The following is a 23,235-nucleotide window of genomic DNA, read 5'->3' on the forward strand; positions in this document are numbered from 1 at the left end:
ATTTATGTTAATCGTAAAAGCCTCAAGGAATTCAGAAGCCGGAAATCTCCCGAGCCCAGAGCTCATGGAAGCCATGACAAAATTTAATGAGGATCTAGTGAAGGCAGGCGTACGTGTTATGGCTAAAGGATTACATCCAAGTTCCAATGGGATTCGCCTCTCATTCCCTATACCTGGGGAAAAGCCAGTGGTTTCAGAAGGTCCATTTACGGAATCACAAGATTTAATTGCAGGGTTTATACTGATTGAAGTGGAATCAAAAGAAGAAGCGGTTGAGTGGGCGATGCAAATGCCTGACCCTCAAGGATATGGAGAAGGTCAGATTGAATTACGTCAAGTATTTTAACGAACACCATCTTCTATGGATGCATTCTTACTTAAAAACAAAATAAATGAGCTTGGATGCGAATCCAAGCTCACTTTTATTTTAATGGACGAAATCGTTTTAACTGCTCCAATAAATTCTCTTTTTCCATAATCTCAAGTTCATATTTACCAAAAAGATCGAAATGGGGGTAACCTTCCTTATAGTCAATCCACTCTTCCTTTAAGTCATACTGCTTTCCCCATTCGATGAGCTTTTTAATATCGCTACATCCAACCTTGGTAACCGTTTTGCATCCTGGAAAGCGTTCATCCAACCAATAGTGAGTAAGAAAAGCGATTTCCTTGTTTTCCACTGACTGTTTCCAATTTTTTAACTCATCTCTATTAATACCAAATGCCACAGTTAAGATTCCTTCACGATTTCTTTATATTTATTGTCCCAAGCTGCATCTATCTTAGCAAGTGATACCGGTCTAAAATCCTCTTTTCGAACGATGACATGCTCCGTTGTTGCTGTAGAAGACAATGTTCCATCTGTATGTACAACTTCATAGCCATAGGTTGTTCTAAGTCTTCCATGCTTTTCAATCCAAGTTCGTACCTTGACTCTATCTCCATATTTGACAGGAGTCTTATAATTTATATTGACATTGGTCACTGGCGAAAGGTATCCGTCTTTCTCTAAACCTGCATAGGAGAAACCTAAATCTTGTATAAGCTGAGTTCGTCCCATCTCTAACCAAACTAAATAGTTTGCATGATACACTACTCCCATTTGATCGGTCTCTGCGTATCGTACTTCAATTTCTTTATCACTTATAAACATTTCTTAGTCACCTCAACCTCTATTATACAAAAAGATAGCAAAAAAAGCTGGAAAGTGTTACTCCACAGCTTTTAAAGCCATCTCTTTTAATAGTTTCTTATTAATTTTACCTACATCTGTCCTCGGCAATTCTTCTAGAAAATAAATCTTCTTAGGAACCTTAAAGCTTCCTAGCGTTACTTTACAATAATCGATTAGCTCCAGCTCTGACACAGCTGAATTAGCATAAGAAATAAATGCAGTCACACACTCTCCCCATTTTACATCCTCTAACCCAAGTACAGCTGCTTCCTTTACATTAGGATGCTCCGCAAGGCGTTGCTCGATCTCTAAAGGATAAATATTCTCTCCTCCTGAAATAATGATCTCCTTTTTACGTCCCACTATAAAGAAATCACCATCCTCGTCAAAGATTGCAAGGTCTCCAGTTTTTAACCATTTGCCCTCAAATGTATTTTTTGTTTCCCCATCATTATTCCAGTAGTGCTTAAAAACGTGTCTCCCTGAAACGTATAGCTCACCTACTTCATTTGGTTGACAAGGTTCCCCATTTTCGTTTACTACTTTTACTTCATTGAATTGCATACACTTGCCTACTGTACCCTTTTTAAGCATAGCTTTCTCTGGATGGACGAAAAAGTTGTTTGGTCCTGCCTCCGTCAAACCGTAGCCTTCTTTAAACAAAATTCCAATCTCTTCAAACTTATTATTGATTTTGTGAGGACAAGGCGCCCCACCGGATAAAAAACACTTAACTGTAGGGAAAAGTGACTTATTGATGTACTCTGTATCTAACATTGCTTGATACATCGTCGGCACAAACAAAGACAGAGTAGTCTTGTAGGAGTCCAAGTATTTTAAAGCTTCCTCTGCTTGGAACTTGTTGCCTGTGACCACGGTACCCCCCGCCATTAAAATAGGTATGCATAGTGCGTTTAGTCCTCCAGTATGAAACATAGGCATATAGTTTAATGTACAGTCCTCTTCGTTTAATCCCCAGCTGATGATTGTATTGATCGCATTCCAATTGACATTGTCAAAGGATAGTACCGCTCCCTTAGGACTTCCAGTTGTCCCGCCTGTATAAATAATGAGCCAAGGATCATCCGGCTTCCAATCCGTGTTCAGATGGAAGTCACTATTATTGGAGAGTGTTATACTCGACAAAATAATTGTTTTAAAGGTAGGGAAAAATGTACTTAAGTATCTATGCTCGTCATCGTAAATGACGGCCACTGGCGAACAATCATCTAGTATATATTGTAATTCTTTGGTGCTTAACCGGAAATTTAACGGCACATAGATAAGTCCTTTCAAACCACAGGCGAACAATAATGCAAATAGTTCTATTCTATTATGAGAAAGAACCACGATTCTCTGCCCAGCTTTAAATCCTTGTTGCTCAAAATAGTTGGCCCACCCACTTACTTGTTCCCATAATGCTTCGTAGGTCCATTCCTTGCCACTACTACTATCTATTAAAGCCTTCTTAGTTGGAGAGAGGATAGCCCTTTTATAAATCCATGCTTGTTCAGATAACATCTTGGCAACACCCTTTCCTTACATCATGATACCGCCATCTACTTGTAGTACATGCCCGTGAACATAACTAGATTCATCGGAGGCTAAAAACAAATATGCATTTGCAATATCGCGTGGTTCTGCTAAACGTTGGAGGGCCACAACAGACTGCATCTGTTCAATAATTTTCTCAGGCATTTTCGCTACCATTTTCGTTAAAGTGAACCCCGGGGCTACAGTATTGACATTGAGGCCTTTTCTTCCTAGTTCTTTTGCCCATGTCTTCGTCATTCCTACCACCGCAGCCTTTGAAGCAGCGTAATTGGTCTGACCTACGTTTCCATAAACTCCACTAACGGAGGAAGTATTAATAATTTTTCCATATTGATTTCCTACCATGTATGGAACAACAGCCTGCGTGCAATTGAATACACCTTTTAGATTTACATCTAACACTCTACTAAAATCTTCTTCCGTCATTTTAGTTAGCATGGCATCACGAGTGATCCCTGCATTATTTATCAAAATATGAATCTCTCCAAACCGTTCAATCGTTTGGTCCACCATTGCATCAACACTTTTTCGATCTGCCACATCCACTTGGATAAAGAATGCCGAATAACCTTGTTCTCTTAATTCATTTTCTAGAGATGTGCCTGCCTGTTGATCGAAATCAGCCAAAACTACTTTTGCTCCTTCTTCAACAAACCGTTGAACAGCCGCGGATCCTATACCGTTAGCGGCTCCAGTAATAATTGCTACTTTATCTTGAAGTCTCATAATTATTTTTCCCCCTTTAAAAATGGTTCGACAGCACTTAGCAATTGCTCCAAATCATCAATTAAGGGAGAATGGCCACAGTTAACTAAAGGGATATATGTAGCATTGTCACCCAAATCTGCAACGATTTCTTGTGTCATTTGCTCTGAAACTACATAATCTCGATCTCCACGAATAACAAGAACTGGTATGGTTATATCCTTAGCCTGGTTAGTTCCTTTTACGGCTCCATTATGCTCTTTACCAATATTAAATATATTTAAGCTGTGATACACATCAGCTAAATTTCGTTGTGTCAGCATATCGTCTAAATATTCTTCATATAATTGCTCATTCGGTTTACTTTGTGTATAGATTGCAGCATTCCATACAGCCCTTAAGCCCTCTTTGTTTTTTGTATCATACAATCCTTGCATCGCCTTCGTTTTTGATGGATCATTCTCGATTTCCTCAATCGTTTGTAGTCTTTCATTATAGTTAGGCGTGCCATCTGCATTCGTCCCAAAGAATGGATATCCTCTGGTGGACGCTGACGCCAAGAGAACCAGTTTTTCACAATACCCAGGGTAATCAGCAACGAACTGCATACATACTGCGCCCCCAGTAGACCAGCCGATCAAGTCAAACTTCTTAAGGGAAAGGTGGTCGACAAAACCTTTTAAATCATTTGAAAAATCCTTTATCCCATTTACTCGTGTATGATAAGTAGAGCCTCCAAAACCTCTCATATCCATAGCAATTACAGTAAATGAATCATCCAAAGCATCCATTAGTAGATCCCAATGCTTTGATGACGTCAGATTGCCATGAACAAGTACGAGGATCCGCTTACCCCCTGCTCTTTCCCTATAAGTAATTGACTCCCCATTTGCCAATGTTACTTTTTGTAATGTCATGTTCATATATTTCTCCCTTCCATTCCCCATTTAATAACTATTGCTCCCCACGCGTAGCCAATGCCAGCACTTACTAGAACGACAATATCTCCACTTTTTATTTTCCCTGATTTTTCAGCTAATTCCAATGATATAATTTGATCCATCTGTCCGACGTGCCCATAATCACTTAAATAAATAGATTGTTCCGTATTCAAACCCAGCTCACCTAGGACATAATCATGTGCAGATCTTTTCATGTGAAGGATGGCAAGATAATCGATATCGTTGTCACTGTATCCGCTTTTCAAAAGCGCATTCCTAACAACCTTTAAAAAATTGTCCATCGATTTTTGTTCTAGTCTTGCCTTCATACCCTCGGGATCCATTACATCTAATCGATACAAACCATTCTCCAAATGTTCAGGTGATAAAGGTTGCTTAGTTCCTCCAACAGGCACCAATACATCCTCTGAAAAAGAGCCGTCCGTGATTATATCCGTCTCTAAAACAGTATTTTTCTCGTAATCTCTTTTTAAAATCATTGCTGCTCCACCTGCACCTAGGTTGAACATGAAGCGCGTCCGATCATTTGTATAGTCAATAAAGTCACTGTTTCTATAACCTCCCGCAAGCAAAACTGTTTGGATAGCGGGGTCAGCGAGCATCATGCTCTTTGCAACTTTCATTGCCATAATTGTTGTTCCACAACGTAGCGCCACATCAAAACCCCACGCGTGAAAGGCGCCAAGCTCTTCTTGAATCTTAATGGCAGCTGTCCAAAGGGGATATTCCTTGTGCTCTTCCCCAATATAGATTATTAGATCGATAGATTTGGGATCCACATTTCCTTTTTGCAATGCTTTCTCCGCTGCCCATATTCCCATTGCAACTGTATGATCATCTTTCCCTGGAATTGGCTTTTTTGAAATACCCATTTTGTTTTTGACTACTTCAATAGGGAGTTTGGAACGGAATGCGATTTCTTCAGCAGTCATTACATCTGTTGGAATATATATTCCAGTACTGACAATCCCTATCGTCATTTTGCTAACTCCCTCCTTTTAGTAGCCACTTCCACATTACTTTTTTTGTTTTTCCGTTTCCAGAAAGCATATTGAATGGTTCCAACTATGCCTCTAGGGAAGAAAATAACGGCGAGAATATAAATAATACCGAAGAATATAATCCATCTTTCAAAAATCGGATGTTCCTTAGCTAGCCCAGAAAGATAATGCTGTGCTAATTCAATAACTCCTGCACCTATAATAGGACCAATAAGTGTGCCCACACCGCCTATAATTGTCATTAATAATGCATCAAGTGTGATATCCATCGTCAGTACACTGGTATTGACAAAGCGTAACGATATCGCATATAACGATCCTGCTAGACTGGCAATTACACCCGCAACTACTGAAGCGATTACCTTATAATAGAGCGTGTTGTATCCAAGTGACTTTGTTCTTTGCTCGTTTTCTCTAACTCCAATCAACACTTTACCTAGAGGAGAATTTACAAATCTTCTTAGGAATAGATAAACTAGGACGAGGCACCCCAATACCAATAGATAGAACACCATGCGATCTCTAAAAATTTCAGGAGCTCTAAATGTAAAGCCATCATTTCCATAGGTAAGAGTTCTCCACTTTTCTGCAAGGACAAGAAATAGTCCGGATACCGCCATTGTAAGCATGGCAAAGAAATGGCTTTTTAGACGTAGCGTTAACAATCCAACTAAAAAGCTAATAACCCCTGCAATAACCATACCTACAGCAATTGAAAGTATAAATATTCCGACTGTTGACTCAAAGTGGTTTAACATGATAGCCGTGGAATATGCTCCCATACCGAAGAACATAGCATGACCAAAGGATACAATTCCTGTATAACCGAGCAAAATATCATAGCTCATCGCTAATATGGAAAAGATGAATATTTGAGTCAGCAAAATAGTCCATGTTCTAGAATCTGAGACAAATGGAAATATGGTAAATGCAGCGATAATTAGCAACAATACGCCATGTTTAACTTGAAATGTAGATTTTAACTTCATCCTTGTATCATCCTTTCGCAGTAAACAAACCTTGCGGACGGAAGATTAATACGACTGCCATTAGCAGCATATTTACCGCAAGTGATAGAGCTGGAACATAATACGCCATGAAGCTCCCTGACAAACCTACTAAAATAGCTGCCATTAATGATCCTGGAAAACTACCCATTCCACCAATGACTACTACTATGAAGGCTAATATTGCATACTCCATGCCCATTTCAGCGTATACCACACCTGAATAGGGTGCCATTAAAGCACCACCTAACGCTGCAAGTGCTGCACCTGTCATAAAAACATATAAAAAAACCTTTTTTATATTTATACCTAACGCCTGCACCATTTCCTTGTTCATAACACCAGCGCGTACAGTTAGACCGATTTTTGTTCGTTTTAAAATGAATTGGAAAATACCAAACACGATGAATCCAATGGTGATGATAAATAAACGATATTTAATAATGATGACATCCCCAACCTCCCAGCTTCCAGCTAACAGAGGAGGTACTTTTGCTGGAATTTGGTTTGGTCCGAAAACGACCTTCAGCATTTCAGAAAGAACAATCATGAAACCTAGAGTAATTAATATTTGCTGTACATGGTTTCCGTAAACAGGTGTGATAATTAGCTTTTCGGTTATGAACCCCAATAAAGCTCCCGTTAAAACAGCTCCTACCAGAGCTAAGGTAAAGCTATCGGTCAAACTGTAAAACCATACTCCAGAAAAAGCACCCCAGGCAAATAAGCCTCCATGCGCAAAGTTTAAGACATCCATTAACCCAAATATTAAGGTTAATCCAGCTGCCAATAAAAATATCAACATGCCAGTTGCCAATCCGTTTATCAATAAATTGATGATCAACTCCATATAGCTTCCTCCTTTACCCGATACCGAGGTATTTTCTCTTCAATTCTTCATCTTGGATTAGCTCACTCATTTGTCCTGATTGAACAGTTTCTCCATCATCGATTAGTGTGTATGTATCCCCGATTTTACTTGCCATCATAAAATTTTGTTCTACCAGGATAATAGTAGTCTGCTTCTTCATCTCTATTATTGCTTCCATCACCTTTTCAATAACGACCGGTGCAAGACCTTTTGAAGGTTCGTCTATTAAGAGAAGTTTACTTTCATTAACGAAAGCCCTAGCCATCGAAAGCATTTGTTTTTGTCCTCCGGATAAATGCCCCCCATCCTTCTTCCAATACTTTTTAAGATCTGGGAATAGCTCTAGGACATATTCCTGCCTTTCTTTTGCAGCATCGTCATCCTTTCTCATGGCTACTTTTAAATTTTCCTCAACGGTTAATGCTCCGAATATACCTTGATCCTCGGGTACATAGCCGATACCACTTGAGGCAATCTGATGAGTAGCGTGCGAGGCAATTGATGAGTCATCGTATTTTATGATTCCTTTGGAGGCGGGTGTAAGGCCCATAATCGTTTTTAAAGTGGTCGTTTTCCCTGCTCCATTTCTACCAAGCAGTACACTCACTTCTCCTTCCCTCGCTTCAAAAGAGACTCCCTGCAAAATGTGATATTGACCAATATAAGTGTGAACGTTTTCTAATTTAAGCAAGGTGCTCATCGTATAAACCTCCCAAATATGCATTTTGAACGGTTTCATTGTTCATGATTTCATCAGGGCTACCATCTGCAAGTAGCCTTCCATTGAACAAAACCATAATAGAGTCGGAGAGGTCCAAAATCATATCCATCTTATGTTCAATCAACAAAATGGTTTTGTCTCCCTTTTGTTTAATCTGCTTGATCACATCTAATATTGCTGGAACCTCCTCTAAAGACATACCGGCGGTCGGCTCATCCAACAGCAGCACCTCTGTATCTAAAGCAAGAAGCATGGCAATTTCTAATTTTCTTTTTTCCCCATGAGAAAGCTCATTCGCAAAGGCATATGCTTTTTTAGACAGTAAAACCATCTCCAACAGCTGTTCTGCCTCTTCCTGAAATTTATGGTAGCTACTAAAATGACGAAGCATTTGATAACGGACTTTCTGTTTCGATTGCACCGCAAGTCTAACATTTTCCATGACAGTGAGATTTGGGAATACATTTGTTATTTGAAAGGATCTACCTAAGCCTTGTCGCGTCCTCTCGATAGAAGAATACTTAGCCAAAGATCGACCTTTATAAAATACATCGCCTTCTGTTGGCTTCAATTCACCACTAATTAAATTAAAAAAAGTTGTCTTTCCAGCTCCATTTGGACCAATAATCGATTTGAAATGTTTTTCTGGCATAGTAAAATTCACATGGTCTACTGCAATTTGACCTCCAAATTTAATTGTCAGGTTTTCCGTTCTTAATATAGGTTCCATTCGAATTGACTCCTCTCTTAAACACTAACCTTGCTTTAGAAAAGATCTATAACAAGGTTAGTTTCATTCCTAATCCATGTTAGGCAGTCAGTTTCTTCAATTCTTTAATATCGTTACTTCTTGTTTATAATTGGTGGCTCCGTTTCTTCTGGTGACAATTCTCGAATCAGAACCGGTACTGGGTACGGGATACCATCTTGTTTTTCTAGTTTAATAGAATATAAAGATTGAAGTGCCTGATGATCTTCCGCACGGAACGTCATTTTTCCTTTTGCAGTTTCAAAAGACATACCTTCCATCAACTTAATGAGCTCATTGGCATCTGTATTACCCTCAGATTTTTTTAGTGCTTCTACGATGGCAATGGCAGCTGACATACCACCAGGAGTGAACAGATCAGGGACTTCTCCATTAAAACGTTTTTTATGCTCCTCAACTAACCAATCATTAATTTCATTGTCTGGTAATGTGTGATAATAAACCGAAAATCCCTCCATACCAATTAGCGGCTCCATAATAGATAGAGCAGGGATATCTGGTGCACCCGTAGAGATTTTTATTCCTTTATCCTGCAATTTTAAGTCAGCAATTTGGTTCCAAGGTGAGTTAGCCCCAGCCCAAACGACGAAAAGATAATCTGGTTTCGCTTGAATTACCTTTTGTAGATTAGATGTGAAATCTGTTGCAGCAGGGTCAGCGTATTCCTCTAATACGATTTCTGCCCCCAGCTTTTCAGCTGCTGCTTTAAATGCTGTGACTCCATCCCAGCCGAAGGAATAATCTGGTGCGAAGGTCGCTATCTTCACTCCTTCTTTAGCAATCGCTGCTGCTCCTGCAACTGCATCCTGAGAAGAATTACGAGCCGTACGGAATATATATGGATTAAATTCAGAACCCGTGATACTATCAGCTACAGCAGGTTCCACGATCATAATCTTTTCATATTCCTCAGCAAGTGGCAGTACAGCTAACGTATCCCCAGAACTAGAGGAACCAACTAAGAAGTCTACTTCATCCTCTTCCAAAAGCTTTGTCGCTTTTTGAACAGCAACCTCAGGTTTAGTCTCTGTATCCTCGTAAACAACCTCAATTTTCTTGCCAGCTATCTCCATTGTCCCGCCAGTCGCATACTCTAAACCAAGTTCAAAACCGTTTCTAGTTTGCTTCCCGTACGACTCCAGTGCTCCAGTCAACGAAGCAAGTACACCAATTTTAATAGTCTCGCCTTCCTGCACCTCGCCTGAAACAGGAGTAGCTTCACCTGACTCCTCACTACAAGCCGCACTAAAAAATAAAACCGATAATAGCATTAGAAATAGAATCCATTTTTTCAATGTTCTTAACCTCCCAATTATTTTGTAAGCGCTCTCATGCTTCGTTTTAACTGTACAAAATCGGAGTTACAAATAAGTTGCAAAATTCTTGGCTAGGGCAATCATGTAAAATTAAAAAAGCTTCGAAAATTTTACTGTACGTAAATTTTCGAAGCCTTTTTTATGTTTTATTCGTTAGCAGATAATTCATGGTCGATAATTTCATTTATTTTTGTCTTGCCTATTGCACCATTGCTAAAGCTATTCGATTCGCGCCAGTAAACCTGTCTAAAATGAATGCCATTGTGTTAATAAAATTAGTAAAGCTCAAAAATATTTATATCCTTAAAATTTACCCATAATTGATAATCATCTCATACATTTGAATAGTCGTTTGCATAGGTTCTACGTGAAGCTCCTCGTGCAAAGTCGCTACACAGCGCTCATACCATTTAACTGCCTGCGTTCTATTTTGAAGCTGATAATAAGCAAACATGAGCAAACGATAGGCCTCTTCCCACGTATGATCTAAGTGGATAAGCTTCTGGGACCAGTAAATTGTCTTCTCAAAGTCCTTCAAACGTGTACTCGTTTGCGCTAATCTTTCTAATACCAATATATACTGTTGTTCTGTTTTCTCCCGTTCATGGGAAATCCACTCAATCGCTGGCTTTCCTTCTAATAGGCTGCCATTATAAAGTCTCACTGCCTTCAATAGGTGCTCTAATGCTAAGGAAGCATCTTTTTCAAGCATACCAAGTGTAGCGTAATCATTGAAAGTTTCTAAATCACTTCTCACCACTGACTCTGGGTTTAGCCTATACATCGATTGCTTTCGGATTATAAAATATGATTCTCCCCTAGCTTCCCTACTTGGTTCGATCACTTTAAGCAATGCGTTTAAAATAACCTTAAAATCTCGATCAGATGATTTTTCATCGGCCTTTTCTTTCCATAAGCTTCTTATTAATTCTTCCTTAGGTACAAAACGACTTTTATTCAAATATAAATAAGTAAGAAGTTCCTTCGATTTTTCCCTTTGCCACTTTCTTTCCTCTACTTCATGAATTCCCATATATAACGTAAAGGAGCCTAAAAGTTGAAGTCTTAAAGAATATCCAGGATAGGCAATCTCCTCTCGTACAACTAATTTTTCTCTCAGCGTTTGTAAAAAAGTATCTTTATTTTTGGTTAGAAGTAAGCCTTTTTTTATAAGGGGAAAATTTATCTGTAAGTCAACTGGACCAAATACTGTTTCTTTCTGTAAAAAGAAAAGAAAATTATTTTCAACACATATTTTTGCGAATGTAACCATGGAACTTATAAATAACTCATTCATTTGAAGGTCAGCATAAATACGAGAAAGCCAATAATTACTGGCCATTTCTCCGTATATATCTCCGTTTTCATAAAATAATGTTGCTGCCTCCTGACACCGTGCTTCTGCCTTATCTAAATCTTCATTTTCATAATAAACAATGGACAGACCAAGCATTATATATGCAGATAACCAATAATCATTACTTCTGATTGTTTCACGTAATCCCATTTCCCCATAACTAATAGCTTCCTGAAATTTTCCTTGCCGGGACTTTAAAATGGAAAGTCCCAAGTAAGGCTCAGCTTTAGCTCTCGAAACATTCAAATCCTCCATACGTTGAACAGCTTTTAAATAAAGTGTTTCAGGAGTATGAAGGTCAAATGGATTATGTAATATTTCCGCATGACCTTTTCTAATCCATCCCACCGCTTCCACAAAGCCTGATTTTTCCTTAATGCCAGTTTCAATTCCTTTGTTAGCTGCTTTTTTCGCTTTTTCGGTGTCCCCTGTCAATGAGTAAATGAAGGAGAGCAGTAAGGCAGTTTCACGATGAGAATCCGGTATTGCTAGTTCATCCTCTAGTCTCATCTCTAAAACTCGTATAGCATCATTTAACATTCCAGTTCTTAAATATATTCGGGCATCCAAGTTACCATTTCTTAAAATAAATGGATCTAACTTTTCCCTTGTTACCCACTCACTGGCATCTTTCGACCTGCCTAAATTAACTAAATTCTCCGCATGGAGTCTTTTTAGGGAATTCTGCTCGTCATTTGATATTTCTTTGCTATCATTTGCCCATTTAATAGCTTCCTCTAAAAATGATTTTGCTAATGCTGGTTGAATCGTATCTAGATAAATATGGGCAATCCCTGCATTAGCTCTGCTCATGTAAAGAATATTCTGCTTTGCCTGAGCCATTGCTAGGCACTTTTCATATGATTTCCTCGCTTTTTCATAAAACGCTCGATATCGATGACATTCCCCCTCAAAATAATAGAGTTCATAAAAATGTTCTCTTGTAGAAGGAGATAAATGATCCTTCATCAACTCCAGCAGCCAATCGAATTGACCAGCCAAAATCATGGAATTGGCGTTCGGAATAATCATCTCGGCTAAAAATTGTTCGTTTTTACATTTTACGGCGTGATATATAGCTTGGACGACGTTATTTTTCTCTTTAAAAAAACTAGCGACTTCTTTATGTGTTTCATAAAAACCAATAGAATTCGTATTGAGCCACTTATCTTCTAAAAATTGTTGAAACAAAGCGTGAAATCTATAAGTATTGGAATCACTTAACTTTTGGATAAAGGAATGACTAGAGGTTAATATCTCAAACTGAGCAAATTCTTCCTTACCGAAGAATTCATCTATTTCTTCAGCAGAAAAGACAGGAAATATACTGAAATTCAATAAAGAAAGCTGATCTTTTGGTGACATATTAGAAAATACTTCTTCAGAAAGATAGGAAAACAAATCATTAAGCGCAAATTTAGTAAGATCTGCTATCGTTTTCTGAGACTCTACTAATTGAACAGCAATCAATTGGATGGCAATCGCCCATCCCTCCGTTAGCTTTAAAATATTCTCTGCTTCCACGTTAGTAATCGACTTTTCATGATAATCTTCAAAGAACACTTGAATTTCTTCCTCGCTAAACATAAAATCCTGTTCTTTTAGCTCAACTAGTTGACCGTTTAATTTAAGCTTGAGCAACACAGTCCACTTCGGTCGAATCCGAGAAGCTATAACGAGATTAATAGAAGGAGGTAGAAATTCTATTATTTTTTCGATTACATAATTTATATGGAATACATGGTCAACTAAATGATAATCATCTAAGACAATCGTAAAAGGGGTATTAATCATGGCTAGTTCGTTACAAAATAGAGAATACCATCTAGTCAACTCTGTCTCCTTTGGATATATGAAATGAATATTGTCTTCTAGTAGACTACTCCCGAACGTTGGAACCACTCTTCGTATGCTATGCACTATATAACGAAGAAAAGGAAGAATATTATCGTCCTCCTCGGATATTGAGTACCATGAAAACGCTTCCTTTGTGTCGTAGAAATATTGAGCAAGCGCAGAGCTTTTTCCAAATCCTGCACCACTATGTAAAAGACAAACCTTTTTATCTGCTTTACTTTTTAACTTTTTAATTAGAGAGGACCTTCTCATGTAATTAGAAGAAGGAATTGGTGATGTAAGCTTAGATACTAATATTGTTGGTTGTTCCATCGAATCCCCCCTAAAGAAACCGTTTATTTAAACATATCCTAACATAAAATTTAATTGAATAGATAGATAATTACAGTTATGCTAAAATATATGAATTTTAGAAAAGGGGTTATGAAATGAGTTTTCCAATATTAAAGACAGAGAGATTAAATTTAATAGAAATAAATGAAGAGCACGTGGCTAGCATTTACTCCATTTTTTCCAATGAAGCAGTCATTCAATATTACGGAATGTCCCCATTAACTAGCGTCGACCAAGCAGCAGCAATGGTAAAATCCTTTGCAAATGGGTTTGAGCAAAAAAGATCCATGCGGTGGGGAATCGTTTGGCAAGAAACAGGAGAATTAATAGGTACAGTAGGGTTAAATAACCTAGCCTTACATAGCAAAAGAACGGAAATCGGCTATGATCTATTGCCCGCCCATTGGAGAAAAGGAATTGTGACGGAAGCTGTAGAAGCCGTGATTGATTATTGCTTTAATGAATTAAAACTTTTTCGTATAGGGGCTGTAACCTTCCCTCAAAATAAAGCATCATTCGCCTTACTCTTAAAAATGGGCTTTGAAAAAGAAGGTGTCTTAAAAGGTTATCTATATCAAGATACCGAATCACATGACGCTTTTATTTTTTCTATTACCCAGCCTGAATGGAAGAAATAAGTAAGAAACTTATATTAGCTTTTTCATGATAAAAACTTCAAGTAAAAAGCAGGGAGGAAAATAAAATTGAGATTATCTGAATTCCATCCAATTTTCTATCACCTACGTATTCAACAGAAAAGATTAGTCAGGTCGATAATCAATTTACAAGATGTGCAAAAGCTAGCTACCAGCAAGTTACTGTCAACCACATTTCCATACACCTGCAAAAAACACCAATCATTGCTGAGAAGGACATTAGGTGAAAGCGACCCTCAATTGCAAGAAAACAAAATAACAAACTTGAAGATTGCTTCTAGTAAAATAGATGGAATCATTATCAAACCTGGAGAGATTGTTTCCTTTTGGAAGCTTGTTGGAAAAGCTACAAAAGCAAAAGGCTATATTGAAGGCATGCAGCTCTCCAGAGGAGAGGTGAAGAAGGGCATTGGCGGTGGGATATGTTAGCTTGCAAACCTCTTATATTGGATGGTGCTACACTCACCTCTTGATGTTATAGAAAGACATCATCATAGTTTTGATCCTTTTCCTGATTCGGGACGTACGCTTCCTTTTGGTAGTGGAGCCAGTGTTTTTTACAATTACGTTGATTTACGATTTTATAATCCGACACCTAGCTCATTTCAAATAAAGGTTTGGGTAACGGATAAACATTTGAAGGGTGCCATTTTCTCCAAAGAAGAAATGCCCTATTCATATCATATTGATGAAAGAAATCATCAATTTTTAAAACAAAACGGGAAAAACTTTCGTCAAAACGAGACTTGGAGAAAGACTATAGATAAAAGAACAGGACAAATAATAAAAGAAGAGTTGCTTATCCATAACTTTTCGGAAGTGAAGTATCCTATACCAGACTTAGCTCATGTAGAGAATTGTTAAAGAATAAGGGTATGTTAAAGGTTGAGGTTGATTTATGATCCAAAGAAATCTTAGATCAGAGAGTAGAATTGATTTTTCGCACCAGCCGGATGCTTTCCTCGGGGTGAGCGATAAGCCATCACCCATCGCTTACGCGCGTGGCTGTGATGGCTTATCTGTCTCACTCATCCCGTAGGAGTCGCCGTCTGGCGCTCCAATCAATAAACGGCGACAGCTTATCGATTGCTAAAATATTTACTCGCATAAACAAAGCTGAAAAACTGTCACCAACCCCAATTTCATCATCTATTTATGTTCTTAATAGCCATTTGAAAGTTCCTTTGTTTATGTTTACAGTCACTATAAAAAAAGAATTGTTAGTCAAAATCAACCAATAACTTTAACAAAGCTAAGAATAAATAAATCTTAGACACAGTTGTTTTTGGTTGTTTATGATTTGTTATCTGCTTAACTCCCTCGCTAGAGCTATCTCCGATTTCTACAAATGTTCATTCATAGTTGGGAGTTAACCTGCCAAAAATGTTGTAGAGCTGCTCTTAATGAAATATCCATTCGTTATACTCGCCTCTTTTTTCCTGTAGCTTCCAATCCGTTTTTAAAAAGTAATTGTTAAATTCAGAAGCAACTGGGCAGAGAGCAAGAATAGGTGCAGACTTTATAATAAGTAACATTTTTTTTAAAATTCCTTTTCCACGATGCTCTTTGCTTATAGCAAATTGATAAAGCGAGATAGTATTAGTTGTTTTCTTTGGATAAAACCGCACTGCTCCAACTATTTCACCATCTACTACGGCTACAACCATTTGATTTCTTCTAATTGCTGCTTGTATGCCAAGAGGACACAAAAACTCAGCGGAGTATAGCTCGCTGCTAATAGGATTTAAATGCTCTATAAAAAAGGAATTTACTTTATGTATTTCAGTTGGTGAAGCCATTATTATCCTCATTCGTTGCCCTCCCTTAAGAATTAATCCATGCTTGATATATTTCACCGATAATACCATCTAGCTGATGAACACCGAGATCAGCGTTAGTCATGATCACAGCACCTTTGTTTAAATATGGAAACGCCACCATCATACTTTGATAGCCTACACCCCACCCAAGTGATGTAATTTCTAGCTCATTCCCTACTTTATCAAGAAACACGCTAAGTCCAGACCATTCTTTTCCTCCTTGGGGAGTAATCAATTCTTTAGCAACCATTGAAGAAATGCCTGTTATACTTTCTCCTTTTAGTGCATTCATTAGTTCTTGTACTAGCTTGGCAATATCCTTAGATGTAGACCATAATCCTGAAGCAGCTGAGTATGGATAGATCGTATATTTTCCCTCCACTACGTCTCCGTGCTTGCTGTGACCACATGAAAAGTTTTCCTTACATATACTAGACGAACTACTAACATATTTACTATTTTCCATATTTAAAGGTCGAAAAATGAATTTATCCATTACTTGCGGAAATGGTTCTTTTAGAACGTCTTCTATAATTTGCTGAATGATACAATATCCTGCATCTGAATAATGAAATTCACTTCCAGGTTCATATGTAACATTTATAGGGTAAGCATTGTAATGACTTTCTCCTTCCAAAAGTTTAATCATTGATGGGGCACTATAATTTGAATTTAACTCTGTAAAACTATTAACAGTGTCTTTAATACCCGACTGATGGCATAGTAAGTTTCGTAGTGTCACCGCTTTTAGTTTTGTAAATTTATTTTCGGGTAAATGCCAACTTACAAGTTTCTTGTTTATATCTTCATCTAGGTTAATTTTCCCTAATTCGGTGATCTTCATGACTAGCATTCCAGTTAAAAACTTGCTTATCGAACAAGCATTAAAAAGAGTATCTTCTTTAACATTTTTCTCACACCCCTTTTCTATGGAGCCTTCATTGACACCCTCACTTATTTGCCCTTGATCAATAAATGTAATGCTTATACCAGGTACCTTATAAAATTTCATTCGCTCTGCCAGTTCAAAACCCTCTATTTTCATAAAATCCCCCCATTATTTAAATACTAACACGAATATATGTTCTTATAAAGAATATTTTGTTAATTCATGCAAGAAAAGCCCAGACACCTATGTCTGCCCCGACAGGCAAATGGGGAAAAGCGAGGAGGCAGTTCCTCAGCCACCGGAGCTTTTATCCATTTGACCCCGAGGGGCAAGGTGAGGTAGCTAGACATCAATTTATCCACAGGTTCAGAATTTTATAATTTCCTAAACACCAAAAAAAGAACCTAAATCATTTAAGATTTAGGTCCTTTAATCTATTTATTAAGCTTCTAGCATTTTGTTACGTAATACCATTTGAAGGATACCACCATGACGGTAGTAATCTACCTCAACCTCTGAATCGAAACGAGCAAGCACGTTGAATTCTTTTACAGAACCATCTTCAGCTTTAGCTGTTACTTTCAGGATATCACGAGGTTTAACTCCCTCAGCAATGTTAATGCTGATTTCCTCTTTACCAGTCAATCCTAAAGTTTCAGCATTTTCTCCTGGTAAGAAGTTAAGTGGTAGAACACCCATCATTACAAGATTTGAACGGTGAATACGCTCAAAGCTTTCTGTAATAACAGCTTTAATACCTAAAAGATTTGTTCCTTTTGCTGCCCAGTCACGAGATGATCCCATCCCGTAATCTTTTCCGCCGATTACTACTAAACCAGTACCTTCTTCTTGGTACTTCATAGCAGCATCATAGATAGACATGATTTCGCCCGTTGGCCAGTAAGTAGTGTATCCACCTTCTGTACCAGGAGCAATTTGGTTACGGATACGGATATTAGCGAATGTACCACGCATCATTACTTCATGGTTACCACGACGTGAACCATATGAGTTGAAATCACGAATTTCTACTCCATTCTCACGCAAGTATTTACCTGCTGGTGTATCTTTACCGATAGCACCTGCTGGAGAGATATGGTCAGTTGTAATAGAGTCACCGAATTTCGCAACTACGCGAAGTCCAGCAAGCGTTTCAATTGAACCTGGCTCCTTAGATAATCCTTGGAAGAATGGTGGGTTTTGAATATAAGTTGATTTGTCATCAAATGAATACAATGATTCAGTTGAAGTTTCAATAGCATTCCAAGCTTCGTTTTCATCAAATACGCGTGCATATTCTTTTTGGAATAGCTCACGAGTAACTACTTTAGAAAGCACTTGGTTAACTTCTTCAGTTGAAGGCCAAATATCAGCAAAGTATACTTCGTTACCATCTGCGTCTTTACCAAATGAATCTTTTTGAAGATCGATGTCAACAGTACCTGCAAGAGCATAAGCCACTACTAATGGTGGTGAAGCTAAGTAGTTAGCTTTTACTAATGGATGTACACGACCTTCAAAGTTACGGTTACCAGAAAGAACAGAAGTTACGAAAAGATCTTCGTCAATGATTGCTTTCTCGATTTCTGGTAATAATGGACCAGAGTTACCGATACATGTTGTACAGCCGTATCCAACTGTGTTAAATCCGATTTCATCAAGGAATTTGTCTAGTCCTGAATCTTGTAAATAACCAGTAACAACCTTAGAACCTGGTGCTAATGAAGTTTTTACGTAAGCAGGAACTTTCAATCCTTTTTCTACTGCTTTTTTCGCAACTAAACCAGCTGCAAGCATTACATATGGGTTAGATGTGTTTGTACAAGAAGTGATTGCAGCAATAGCTACAGCACCAGTTGGCATAACAACATCTCTGTCTTCAAATTTAACAGTTGCAGATTTATCAAATTCTTTCTCTGATAATCCGAAGCCTTGTGTACCTTGAGGAGCTACTACGCTTTCACGGTAACGAGATTTCATATCAGTAAGAGGAATTAGATCTTGTGGACGTTTTGGTCCTGAAAGGTTAGCTTGGATATCTCCAAGGTCAATTTCAATTACATCTGTATAAACAGGCTCTAAAGCTGGATCAAAGAACATGTCATTTGCTTTTAGGTAAGCTTCAACTACTTCGATATGCTCTTCTTCACGGCCAGTTAGACGCAAGTATTCAAGAGATTCTTCATCAATTGCGAAGTATCCACATGTTGCACCATATTCTGGAGCCATATTAGCGATTGTTGCACGGTCAGCAAGTGGTAATTTAGATACACCAGGACCAAAGAACTCAACAAATTTACCAACAACACCGCGTTGACGAAGTACTTGAGTAACTTTAAGCGCTAAGTCAGTTGCAGTAGTTCCGTTTGGAAGATCTCCTACTAATTTTACCCCGATAACTTCTGGGATTGGGAAATAAGAAGGTTGACCAAGCATTCCTGCTTCAGCTTCGATACCACCTACACCCCATCCAAGAACACCAAGACCATTGATCATTGTTGTATGTGAATCAGTACCTACTACTGAATCTGGGAATGTTTCTAGTGTTCCGTCAGCACTTTCGTTCACATGAACGATTGGTGCTAAGTACTCTAGGTTAACTTGGTGAACGATACCAGTTGCTGGAGGTACAGCACGGAAGTTATCGTATGAAGTTTGTGCCCATTTCAAGAAATTGTAGCGTTCTGCATTACGTTCAAACTCAAGATCCATGTTTGCTTGTAAAGCTGATGCCGTACCGTATTTATCTACTTGTACGGAGTGGTCGATAACAAGGTCAACTGGAATAGCAGGGTTGATTTTATCTGGATTTCCGCCCATTTCGTTCATCGCAGAACGTAATGCTGCTAAATCAACTACTACTGGTACTCCTGTGAAATCTTGTAGGACAACTCGAGAAGGCTTAAATGGAACCTCTGCTTCTGGATCCGCATCTTTACCCCATTTTGCTAATTGTTCAACGTGCTCATCTTTAATTACATATCCATCATGTTGACGTAACACAGACTCTAGTAATACTTTAATTGAGTAAGGTAGACGTGATACGTTTGCAATTCCTGCTTCTTCTAAAGCAGCTAAACGATAATAAGTATATTCTTTTCCATTTAGCGTGAAAGAAGTACGGCTATTGTGTAAGCTATCTTTTGCCATTTGTATTCCTCCTAATATCTATTGAAAAGACTCTATTCAAGTAACTTTTCTCCACCATTAATCATAACTTAACTCTAGCGATAAGTAAATTACATTAAAATTATTATAAGTAATAATTAATTCTTATGACCTTTTATCTTTTTAATAGTTTTCTCTAATTGCTTTAAATGTCTTTTTTCATGTAAACCAACGAATGGAAACCACTGTACAAGTGGTACCCTGCCGAATAAAGGATGCTTTAGTGATTTATCTTGAAAAACTTGATAATCATTATTAGCATATACTTTTAATAATTCCATTCTAGCTGCATGTAATTGACTTTTCATCACCTCTTTTGTCTCGTAATCTGGCTTCGGCACGGTATACTTTGGCGCCTTAACTTTGATCAAACGAAGGGTCGAAACCTGAATCGGCTTTTTTTTCGCATGCGGACTATTAGGATTAGCTAACTCCGACTTAATCCCTTTTACAATCGTATTCTCCATTTTAACCAAATGTTCCATAATCTCTTTTGGTGACCAAGAGTTTTGATCAGGTTTTCGATTGAACTCCTCCTCGCTTAATGAATCTACAAGTCTAAAAAGCTCTGCACGTATTGTATTGTTTTTTTCAAGAAACATTATTTACCTCCACTACACTATGTTTTGTTTATATCTATTCTTATACCCACTATACAACCTTGCAATCTAATTTCTTTTCTCTCTTTATACTTCACTTATTTTACTTCTAATATCTATGTACTTTACAAAAGGTGAATTAATTGTTTCCCTTTCGTATAATCGGACACGCTCGGTATTGGTATGCGATTAAGGCAATCACCATGGAATCACTATTATTTGGTTTTTATTAGAATGGTGTGTTAATCGTTTTCTATTCCATAGTTAAGTCCTTTTATAGAAGTCGGTAACCAATTCCTAGTGTTTTTCATTATACTCTTAGAAACTATATTGAGAAATATGATTATGTTATTTTAGCTTGTGTGTTTCTCAGTATGCTATTCGAGAAGTAAATCATGAATTTTCCGGGAAACTAAAGACGGAATATTTAAATTAAAAAGTATGAGGTTTAACGTCTTCTCATGTTGGCTATACAAAGAGTGTAATCGAAATAATAAATATTTGAGGAGATGAAAGAAAATGGGACTAATTTTATACTTAATCATCGGTGGGATCATCGGTTGGCTAGCAGGACTAATTCTTGGTAAGGATATTCCTGGTGGAATTATAGGAAACATTATCGCTGGTATCATTGGTGCTTGGATCGGTGGAATGATTTTCCCTGATATGGGACCAGTAATTTGGGACATGGCAATTATTCCAGCATTAATCGGTGCTATTATCCTAGTTGCTATTTTAAGTTTAATCTTGAAAAGTATGCGTAAATAATTTTAATGAAGCTAACACGGATTTAAAAAATCATTTCTAAAAAAAGAGACTGCCCCAAGCTTTGATTAATATCAAAAATTGGAGGTAGCCTCTTTTTTATTGTTTTATTTAAAAATTTTTAGCTCAGAAGAATCCTTGAATATATTTTGAGGTCAAAGCTTAGTCTTATTAGTCAATATAAAAAACCTATCAACAATTCCAAAGAATTTTTAATAGGTTTTAAATATGAATTTATTTACCTTCTTCAATCAATGTTTCCATGTCAATTACAATTTCTTCTTTAGGTACGTCTTCGAATCCGGTGTAATTTTTAACTGCAACACCGTTTTGATCGATCAAATAAAAACGAGATCCGTGAATTACTTGGTCATCATTTGGATTATTTCGAACGAGTGCTTTAAACGATTGCTCGGCAAATTGGGAGATATATTCCTGAGAATAACCAGTTAAAAGCTCCCAGTTACTTTGATCAGGCACTTCAAACATGTCCAAGTATTCTTGTAAAACTTCCGGCGTATCCACCTCAGGGTCTACACTGAATCCCACAATTTTATAATCCTCTATACCTTTATCCTTTAGCATTCCTTGTATTTCTGCAAGATTAAAGGTCATTGGCGGACAAATTGTTTCACAATTCGTAAAGATAAAAGTAGCCAACCAAACCGTTCCCTTTAAATCCTCTAAAGAAGTTTCTTCGCCTCGTTGATTGTCAAACTCAAATTCTTCTATTTCCCAGTTTGTTTGGGCTTTAAAGTCACTGCTTCCACAACCTGCTAGTACCAATAAGCTTATCATTATAATACCCAATATTTTTTTCATTGTATGACTCCTTTATAACATCCTAGCCTAATCTTAACCAATGTGGATATTGCGTTCAACTACTCTGTCTTTTAGATTTCAACAGTTTTGTGTCTATACATTGCTCAAGGATAACAGTGCATTTTTAATTTCTTCAAGCTTGCTCTCTACTCTGTGCATTAAATAGAATGACACAAAAATAGGAAAGCCTACATCTTGAATAACTGAAAGCCACTGGTCCATAGGGATTACCTCCTTTTCATCTTCTCCAAAAGTACAAGCGACTATAACACTATTTACTAGAAGATCCAAGCCATTTTTCAAACATGCTCTCTGCTATTTTTCCAATCTCCGGTTCAAAATTGAAAAGGTATTAAGAGCTGTTCTCTCTTAATACCCCCCTAACCATGTTAGATTATAGAATTGACATTACGTTCCACAACTTTAGCACCTTTAATACCGCTTAGACTAAAGCTATCTACATGAAAAGTGTTGCTGTTAATGAGTGATTGCATCCCTGCTTCTATTTCCTCACGAGTTAGATTTTCGCGAGGCTCGTCTACTGATAAGGTCAATTCCTTCCCATTATCTGTTTCAAATTGAAGTTGTAATGTTTTAGCCATGTTTTACCCTCCCTATTTTTAGTTTAAATTAGATGTTTGTACTTTCTCTGCTATGATAAATGGACTTGCGGATAAGCCTGAGAGAATTATTACCGCAGCTTCTAATTGGTCTGCAGTAGCACTAGCTTTTACATTTCGATACGTTTTTGACTTTGTTTTTAACTTACCATTTTCACCCATACCAGCTTCAAAAGTAATTCTTAATACGGAATGCTTGTGTTCTAAATTAGCCATCTGAATCACCTCCCTTCACTCTCTATATAGAAAGTTTTTACTCGAAAGGATAC

General features: G+C 37.6%; 23 protein-coding genes and 1 pseudogene. 4 read left to right on the forward strand and 20 right to left on the reverse strand.

Annotated features, from left to right (window positions below; translation table 11 throughout):
• The coding region (locus Q0371_RS16620; RefSeq protein ID WP_298473138.1) for a YciI family protein at positions 1 to 346 on the forward strand (346 nt) is incomplete at its 5' end.
• A 76-nt stretch (positions 347 to 422) separates the two neighbouring features.
• Here the strand turns inward: Q0371_RS16620 and Q0371_RS16625 are convergent.
• From Q0371_RS16625 to Q0371_RS16680, 12 genes are all read right to left on the reverse strand, one after another.
• Entirely contained in the window at positions 423 to 728 is a 306-nt protein-coding gene (locus Q0371_RS16625) for a hypothetical protein (protein WP_298473141.1), read from the reverse strand.
• 2 nt (positions 729 to 730) lie between these two features.
• Positions 731 to 1,153, reverse strand: a complete 423-nt coding sequence (locus Q0371_RS16630) for a thioesterase family protein (protein WP_298473144.1) — start codon at positions 1,151 to 1,153, stop codon at positions 731 to 733.
• 57 nt (positions 1,154 to 1,210) lie between these two features.
• The gene (locus Q0371_RS16635) at positions 1,211 to 2,695 is read right to left on the reverse strand and encodes an AMP-binding protein (RefSeq protein ID WP_298473147.1); all 1,485 of its coding nucleotides are present in this window, start codon (positions 2,693 to 2,695) and stop codon (positions 1,211 to 1,213) included.
• A gap of 18 nt (positions 2,696 to 2,713) precedes the next feature.
• Complete coding sequence (gene fabG, locus Q0371_RS16640; protein ID WP_298473150.1) at positions 2,714 to 3,454, reverse strand: 3-oxoacyl-ACP reductase FabG; 741 nt, start codon at positions 3,452 to 3,454, stop codon at positions 2,714 to 2,716.
• 2 nt (positions 3,455 to 3,456) lie between these two features.
• On the reverse strand, positions 3,457 to 4,350 hold the full coding sequence (locus Q0371_RS16645) for an alpha/beta hydrolase (RefSeq protein WP_298473198.1): 894 nt from the start codon (positions 4,348 to 4,350) through the stop codon (positions 3,457 to 3,459).
• A gap of 2 nt (positions 4,351 to 4,352) precedes the next feature.
• Positions 4,353 to 5,375, reverse strand: coding sequence for a 3-oxoacyl-ACP synthase (locus Q0371_RS16650; protein WP_298473153.1), 1,023 nt, complete (start codon positions 5,373 to 5,375; stop codon positions 4,353 to 4,355).
• The gene (locus Q0371_RS16655) at positions 5,372 to 6,385 is read right to left on the reverse strand and encodes a branched-chain amino acid ABC transporter permease (RefSeq protein WP_169359183.1); all 1,014 of its coding nucleotides are present in this window, start codon (positions 6,383 to 6,385) and stop codon (positions 5,372 to 5,374) included. The genes Q0371_RS16650 and Q0371_RS16655 overlap by 4 nt, the downstream gene beginning before the upstream one ends.
• A 7-nt stretch (positions 6,386 to 6,392) precedes the next feature.
• Positions 6,393 to 7,253, reverse strand: a complete 861-nt coding sequence (locus tag Q0371_RS16660) for a branched-chain amino acid ABC transporter permease (protein WP_298473158.1) — start codon at positions 7,251 to 7,253, stop codon at positions 6,393 to 6,395.
• 13 nt (positions 7,254 to 7,266) lie between these two features.
• Entirely contained in the window at positions 7,267 to 7,974 is a 708-nt protein-coding gene (locus tag Q0371_RS16665; protein WP_298473162.1) for an ABC transporter ATP-binding protein, read from the reverse strand.
• Positions 7,958 to 8,725, reverse strand: coding sequence for an ABC transporter ATP-binding protein (locus Q0371_RS16670; RefSeq protein ID WP_298473165.1), 768 nt, complete (start codon positions 8,723 to 8,725; stop codon positions 7,958 to 7,960). Before Q0371_RS16670 ends, Q0371_RS16665 begins: the two co-directional genes overlap by 17 nt.
• A gap of 113 nt (positions 8,726 to 8,838) precedes the next feature.
• Positions 8,839 to 10,035 carry a substrate-binding domain-containing protein gene (locus Q0371_RS16675; RefSeq protein ID WP_298473201.1) on the reverse strand — a complete coding sequence of 399 codons (1,197 nt, stop codon included), beginning with the start codon at positions 10,033 to 10,035 and terminating at the stop codon, positions 8,839 to 8,841.
• Between the two features lie 355 nt (positions 10,036 to 10,390).
• Entirely contained in the window at positions 10,391 to 13,606 is a 3,216-nt protein-coding gene (locus Q0371_RS16680) for a BTAD domain-containing putative transcriptional regulator (RefSeq protein WP_298473168.1), read from the reverse strand.
• A 116-nt stretch (positions 13,607 to 13,722) separates the two neighbouring features.
• Between Q0371_RS16680 and Q0371_RS16685 the strand changes: the two genes are divergently transcribed.
• Both Q0371_RS16685 and Q0371_RS16690 read left to right on the forward strand, forming a co-directional pair.
• Positions 13,723 to 14,265, forward strand: a complete 543-nt coding sequence (locus Q0371_RS16685; RefSeq protein ID WP_298473171.1) for a GNAT family N-acetyltransferase — start codon at positions 13,723 to 13,725, stop codon at positions 14,263 to 14,265.
• 153 nt (positions 14,266 to 14,418) lie between these two features.
• Positions 14,419 to 15,147, forward strand: a pseudogene (locus tag Q0371_RS16690) (VanW family protein).
• Positions 15,148 to 15,683: 536 nt separating this feature from the next.
• On the opposite strand, the gene Q0371_RS16695 reads toward Q0371_RS16690, so the two are convergent.
• From Q0371_RS16695 to Q0371_RS16710, 4 genes are all read right to left on the reverse strand, one after another.
• On the reverse strand, positions 15,684 to 16,094 hold the full coding sequence (locus Q0371_RS16695; RefSeq protein ID WP_298473172.1) for a GNAT family N-acetyltransferase: 411 nt from the start codon (positions 16,092 to 16,094) through the stop codon (positions 15,684 to 15,686).
• Positions 16,095 to 16,107: 13 nt separating this feature from the next.
• Positions 16,108 to 17,148 carry a serine hydrolase gene (locus tag Q0371_RS16700; RefSeq protein WP_298473175.1) on the reverse strand — a complete coding sequence of 347 codons (1,041 nt, stop codon included), beginning with the start codon at positions 17,146 to 17,148 and terminating at the stop codon, positions 16,108 to 16,110.
• 285 nt (positions 17,149 to 17,433) lie between these two features.
• Complete coding sequence (gene acnA / locus Q0371_RS16705) at positions 17,434 to 20,142, reverse strand: aconitate hydratase AcnA (protein ID WP_298473179.1); 2,709 nt, start codon at positions 20,140 to 20,142, stop codon at positions 17,434 to 17,436.
• A gap of 116 nt (positions 20,143 to 20,258) precedes the next feature.
• Positions 20,259 to 20,762 (reverse strand): DinB family protein, encoded by a 504-nt coding sequence (locus Q0371_RS16710; RefSeq protein WP_251553156.1) that lies wholly within the window; start codon positions 20,760 to 20,762, stop codon positions 20,259 to 20,261.
• A 516-nt stretch (positions 20,763 to 21,278) separates the two neighbouring features.
• Here Q0371_RS16710 and Q0371_RS16715 point away from each other — a divergent pair.
• Positions 21,279 to 21,527: a GlsB/YeaQ/YmgE family stress response membrane protein gene (locus Q0371_RS16715; RefSeq protein ID WP_169359195.1), complete on the forward strand. Its 249-nt coding sequence runs from the start codon at positions 21,279 to 21,281 to the stop codon at positions 21,525 to 21,527.
• Between the two features lie 231 nt (positions 21,528 to 21,758).
• Here Q0371_RS16715 and Q0371_RS16720 read toward each other — a convergent pair whose 3' ends face one another.
• From Q0371_RS16720 to Q0371_RS16735, 4 genes are all read right to left on the reverse strand, one after another.
• On the reverse strand, positions 21,759 to 22,346 hold the full coding sequence (locus tag Q0371_RS16720; RefSeq protein ID WP_251553157.1) for an SCO family protein: 588 nt from the start codon (positions 22,344 to 22,346) through the stop codon (positions 21,759 to 21,761).
• Positions 22,347 to 22,439: 93 nt separating this feature from the next.
• Positions 22,440 to 22,568, reverse strand: a complete 129-nt coding sequence (locus Q0371_RS16725) for a YvrJ family protein (protein WP_169359197.1) — start codon at positions 22,566 to 22,568, stop codon at positions 22,440 to 22,442.
• 167 nt (positions 22,569 to 22,735) lie between these two features.
• Positions 22,736 to 22,948: a DUF2922 domain-containing protein gene (locus Q0371_RS16730; protein WP_169359198.1), complete on the reverse strand. Its 213-nt coding sequence runs from the start codon at positions 22,946 to 22,948 to the stop codon at positions 22,736 to 22,738.
• 18 nt (positions 22,949 to 22,966) lie between these two features.
• Positions 22,967 to 23,182, reverse strand: a complete 216-nt coding sequence (locus Q0371_RS16735) for a DUF1659 domain-containing protein (protein ID WP_169359199.1) — start codon at positions 23,180 to 23,182, stop codon at positions 22,967 to 22,969.
• Between the last annotated feature and the right edge of the window lie 53 nt (positions 23,183 to 23,235).

It is taken from the genome of uncultured Psychrobacillus sp., assembly GCF_938022135.1.
Classification (GTDB): Bacteria; Bacillota; Bacilli; order Bacillales_A; family Planococcaceae; genus Psychrobacillus.